The sequence below is a fragment of the Achromobacter sp. Marseille-Q0513 genome (assembly GCF_018195695.1).
Lineage (GTDB): Bacteria > Pseudomonadota > Gammaproteobacteria > Burkholderiales > Burkholderiaceae_B > Achromobacter.
The window spans coordinates 1-401 of record NZ_JAGTJY010000579.1 but is presented as its reverse complement, the minus strand read 5'-3'; the positions used below and the strand labels follow the sequence as shown (position 1 = coordinate 401).

Below are 401 nucleotides of genomic sequence, written 5' to 3'. Positions count from 1 at the left end.
CCCGCCTGGGTGATGTGCTCGATGCAGTCGATGGCCGTCATCGTGCGCTCCTGGTTGGCGGCGCACTGGCGGGCCTGGACGCGGGCGCACGGTTGACCGTCTGCGCGGGCTTTTTCACCTGGCCGTTCGGGTCAGGCTGCTCGGTGGCCACTGGTTCCTGCTTGGAGGTTTCCTCGACCAGCACCACCGGGCGCACGTACTCGCGCAGCGTCAGCTCGGCCTCCAGCCAGATCAGGGTACCGTCGCGCATCACCTGCCGGGTGGTCACACGCACATCGGTAGGAACAAACCAGCCTTTGTAATCACCGTTGGCGAACACCAGCGGCAACGCCTCGTGGCGCGTGATTGCACCGCGCAGTTTGAGCATCTCCAGCTCCGGGTCGCAGAACCCGGCATGGAAC

General features: G+C 65.8%; 1 protein-coding gene. It reads right to left on the bottom strand.

The features are described 5' to 3' along the window. Positions 1–37: 37 nt before the first annotated feature. A partial coding sequence (locus tag KDH83_RS31840; RefSeq protein WP_212323180.1) for a phage tail protein occupies positions 38–401 on the bottom strand: 364 nt, incomplete at its 5' end.